At 69.9% G+C, this 3,850-nt stretch carries 5 protein-coding genes; 2 read left to right on the forward strand and 3 right to left on the reverse strand.

Annotated features, from left to right (window positions below):
* Positions 1-28: 28 nt before the first annotated feature.
* Both G6023_RS00600 and G6023_RS00605 read right to left on the reverse strand, forming a co-directional pair.
* The gene (locus G6023_RS00600) at positions 29-601 is read right to left on the reverse strand and encodes an O-acetyl-ADP-ribose deacetylase (protein ID WP_182633819.1); all 573 of its coding nucleotides are present in this window, start codon (positions 599-601) and stop codon (positions 29-31) included.
* A complete protein-coding gene (locus G6023_RS00605; RefSeq protein WP_120285392.1) occupies positions 598-1,419 on the reverse strand; it encodes a phosphatase PAP2 family protein in 822 nt (273 codons plus the stop codon). Before G6023_RS00605 ends, G6023_RS00600 begins: the two co-directional genes overlap by 4 nt.
* A gap of 106 nt (positions 1,420-1,525) precedes the next feature.
* On the opposite strand from G6023_RS00605, the gene aspA reads away from it, so the two are divergent.
* On the forward strand, positions 1,526-2,989 hold the full coding sequence (aspA, locus tag G6023_RS00610) for an aspartate ammonia-lyase (RefSeq protein WP_182633820.1): 1,464 nt from the start codon (positions 1,526-1,528) through the stop codon (positions 2,987-2,989).
* Between the two features lie 70 nt (positions 2,990-3,059).
* Here aspA and G6023_RS00615 read toward each other — a convergent pair whose 3' ends face one another.
* Entirely contained in the window at positions 3,060-3,239 is a 180-nt protein-coding gene (locus tag G6023_RS00615; protein WP_119192540.1) for a hypothetical protein, read from the reverse strand.
* Between the two features lie 146 nt (positions 3,240-3,385).
* On the opposite strand from G6023_RS00615, the gene G6023_RS00620 reads away from it, so the two are divergent.
* The coding region (locus tag G6023_RS00620; RefSeq protein ID WP_182633821.1) for an acetoacetate decarboxylase family protein at positions 3,386-3,850 on the forward strand (465 nt) is incomplete at its 3' end.

Below are 3,850 nucleotides of genomic sequence, written 5' to 3' on the forward strand. Positions count from 1 at the left end.
GTGCGAGGCGGGCCGGGCGCGGGGCGGGTCAGCGGGGCCGGATCTCGGCGAGGCACTGCTCGGCCAAGCTCAGGGTGGCTGCGTCGAACAGCAGCAGCGTGGCGGACTCCACCTCGGTGTCGATGCCGGCGAGAGTCCCGAGCGCGGTGCGGATCGCGTCCTCGCGCGGCCAGCCGTAGGCCCCGGCGGAGATGAGCGGGAAGGCCACCGTGCGGGCGCCGAGCTCATCGGCCACGGCGAGGGAATTGCGATAGCAGCCGGCCAGCAACGCTCCGCCGCCGGTGCCGCCCGTGCCGCCCGTTGCTTCCGCGCCGCCGGTGCGTTCGTAGACCGGGCCCACGGTGTGGATGACCCAGCGGGCGGGGAGATCTCCGGCACCGGTCGCGACGGCCTGTCCCGTCGGCAGCCCGTCTCGCAGGCGGCCCGCCCTCAGCTCCCGGCACTCGGCCAGGATCGTCGGCCCGCCCGCGCGGTGGATCGCCCCGTCCACACCGCCGCCCCCGAGTAGGGACTTGTTGGCCGCGTTGACCACCGCGTCGACGGTCATCCGGGTGATGTCGCCGTGGCCCAGCTCGATCCGGGCGCGCCTCGTCGTCGTCATCCCGACACCCCGGGCGCCACGGCCTCGCGGGCCGACCTCCGGCGGGTGATCATCGGCGTCGGCGAGTCGTCGAGGCGGTCCATCAACCACATGATGGTCGCCACCTCGCCCACCCACGCCAGACTCACGCACCAGCCGGCCAGGATGTCGCTCGGGAAGTGCACACCCAGGTACATGCGGGTGACGCCGATGGCCGGGACGTACCCCGCGGACCCGACGATCACCGGGTAACGCCACGCCGTTGGCCAGGCCAGGACGCAGGCGCACCCGGCCAACGCCGCGCTCGCCATGGCGTGACCGCTGGGGAACGAGTAGCTCTTCTCCTCCACGATGTGGGTGAAGAACGTGGGCCGACCCCGCCGGTACAGGGCCTTGAGCACCGAATTGATGATCGTCGACCCCACCAGGGACACCGTCAACAGTGCGGCGGGCCGGCGACTGCCCCGGACGGAGACCAGATACGCCGAGGTGGCCAGGGCGAACAACGGCACCGCAGTGACTCCGCCGAGTTCGGTGACGGCCCGGACGATGCGCGTGTTGCGCGGCGAATGGCGACTCTGCAGCCACAGCATGACGGGCCGGTCGAAGGGCAGGCCCGCATCGCCGCGGATGCGCTCGGCCAGCTCGACGAATCCGATCACCGGGGTCGCGAACCCCACGAACGCCACCCCGAAGATCGTCCACGTCCCGCGCGGCAGCGGCATCTCGCGCCGGTCGACGATGCTCCCCAGCACCCCGTCCGACGGGTACAGCTGCCGCAGGATGTCCCGAGCGGAGGTGAACGCTCGGGAGCGACGGGAGGTCGTCGTGCGCGACATGCCACCACACTAGGCAGAGCGGCGGCCTTCCCGCCGGTGGATCGCCGCGAGGTCGGGTGCGGCGCGGTTAGGGTGGGCCGCAGGCGACCCGAGAGGCGGAGGACGAATGAGCCAGACCCGTGTGGAACATGACCTGCTCGGTACCAAGGAGGTCCCGGCGGAGGCCTATTACGGCATCCACACGGTCCGGGCCGTCGAGAACTTCCCGATCACCGCCACCACCATCAGCGACATCCCCGACTTCGTGCGCGGCATGGTCATGGTGAAGAAGGCCGCCGCGCTCGCGAACCTCGAGATGGGTGTCCTCGACGAGACGGTGGCGAAGACGATCGTCGGGGCCTGCGACGAGATCCTGGTCGACGGGCGCTGCATGGACCAGTTCCCCTCCTGCCAGTTCCAGGGCGGCGCCGGCACCTCGGTGAACATGAACACCAACGAGGTCGTGGCCAACCTCGCCCTCGAGCGCCTCGGCCACCCCAGGGGCTCCTACGACATCGTCAGCCCCAACGACGACGTCAACCGTTCACAGTCCACCAACGACGCCTACCCGACCGGATTCCGCATCGCCCTGTGGCACGCGCTGGAGCGACTCGAGCCGGCGATCGTCGCCCTGCGGGAGGCCTGCTACGACAAGTCCGAGGAATTCCGCGAGGTCCTCAAGATGGGGCGCACGCAGCTGCAGGACGCGGTCCCCATGTCGATGGGCCAGGAGTTCGGCGGCTTCGCCGTGACGCTCGACGAGGAACTCCACGTCCTCGGCGCCGCGGCCCGGATGCTGCTCGACGTCAACCTCGGTGCGACCGCGATCGGCACCGGAGTCAACACCCCGCCCGACTATCGTCGCGCCGTCATCAAACATCTGCGGGCCGTCACCGGACTGCCGGTCACCGGCGCGATGAACCTCATCGAGGCCACCAGCGACACCGGCGACTACGTCAACGTCCACGCCGCCCTCAAGCGGACCGCGGTGAAGGTCTCCAAGATCTGCAACGACCTGCGGCTGCTGTCCTCGGGGCCGCGCGCCGGCTTCAACGAGATCAACCTGCCGGAGCTGCAGGCCGGGTCGTCGATCATGCCAGCCAAGGTCAACCCGGTGATCCCCGAGGTCGTCAACCAGGTGTGCTTCAAGGTGATCGGCAACGACGTCACCGTGACCATGGCCGCCGAGGCAGGTCAGCTCCAGCTCAACGTCATGGAGCCGGTGATCGCCCAGGCGATGTTCGAGTCGATCTCGCTGCTGACCAACGCCATCGAGACGCTGACCGAGAAGTGCGTGGAGGGGATCACCGCCAACGTCGAGGTGGCCCGACAGAACGTGATGAACTCGATCGGGATCGTCACCTACCTCAACCCGATCATCGGCCACCACAACGGTGACCGGGTCGGCCGTGAGTGCGCCCGGTCGGGCCGCGGGGTCCGGGAGGTGGTGCTGGAGATGGGGCTGCTGTCGGCGGAGGAGCTCGATGACATCTTGTCGCCGTCCAACCTCCTGCGGCCGAAGTACAAGGGAAAAGGTGGTACACGGGACGTGGCACAACCCGGGCAGGATATGACCGGCCCCACGGCCTGAGCCGCCGGGTCGGAGTCGGACCAGGGCGGTCCGACTCCGACCCGGGTGAGCCGTGTCAGGGTGAGCCGTGTCAGGCGGGGGGCTCGCCGACGCGGCCGATGCTGCTCACGGCGAGGTTCCCCAGCGAACTGTCGAAACCGAACTGCTGGTCGATGAATGCGGACGAGCCCGAGATCGCGGCGTTGATGGCGGCGGACGAGCCGACGGTGAAGTCGAACTGGGCGAAGAAGTCGGCGATGGCCTTGAGCATGAGTGCCTCCAGATGGATCGGTGGTCGCGCCGCGAACCGGGCGGCGGGACATGAGCTGGCTTACACAGGTGATATCGGACCCGCCGCCCCGATCGTTAGCCGGGCAAACTGATGATTCCGGCCCGCGCGACCGCTACCGTCGCACCATGAGCTCTCCCACCTCCCGCGTCGTCGCCGGGCGCGAGATCACCTTCCCGGTCCCCGTCGTGTCCGCCTCGGTCTCCGGCGCGGCGTTTCTCACCCGGGCAGCCGTCGTCCGCCGGCTCATCGCCGCCGGCCGCCAGTCCGCCGTCCTCGACACCGCGGGCGCCGAGCCGGTGGCACTGCCCGGCGGCCGGACCCCCGCGATCATGATCCACGTGCGCTACCACGACGTGCCGGGCAACGTCCTGGGTGCGTACCACGAGATGGGACTGGCCTTCCAGCTCAAGGTGCCGGGCCACGGGACCCTGGTGCACATCCACGAACTGCCGGTGGACCAGGACTTCACCCTCGCGGCGGGCAATGAGCTGTGGGGCTTTCCCAAGTGGAAGGGCGACATGGTCGGCACCGCCGGCGGGGCGCTCGACGATGCCCGCCTCGGGGCCGTCGGGTCGGCGGGCGCCGGCGGG

The sequence above is a fragment of the Dietzia sp. DQ11-71 genome, from assembly GCF_014144995.1.
GTDB classification, from domain to species: domain Bacteria; phylum Actinomycetota; class Actinomycetes; order Mycobacteriales; family Mycobacteriaceae; genus Dietzia; species Dietzia kunjamensis.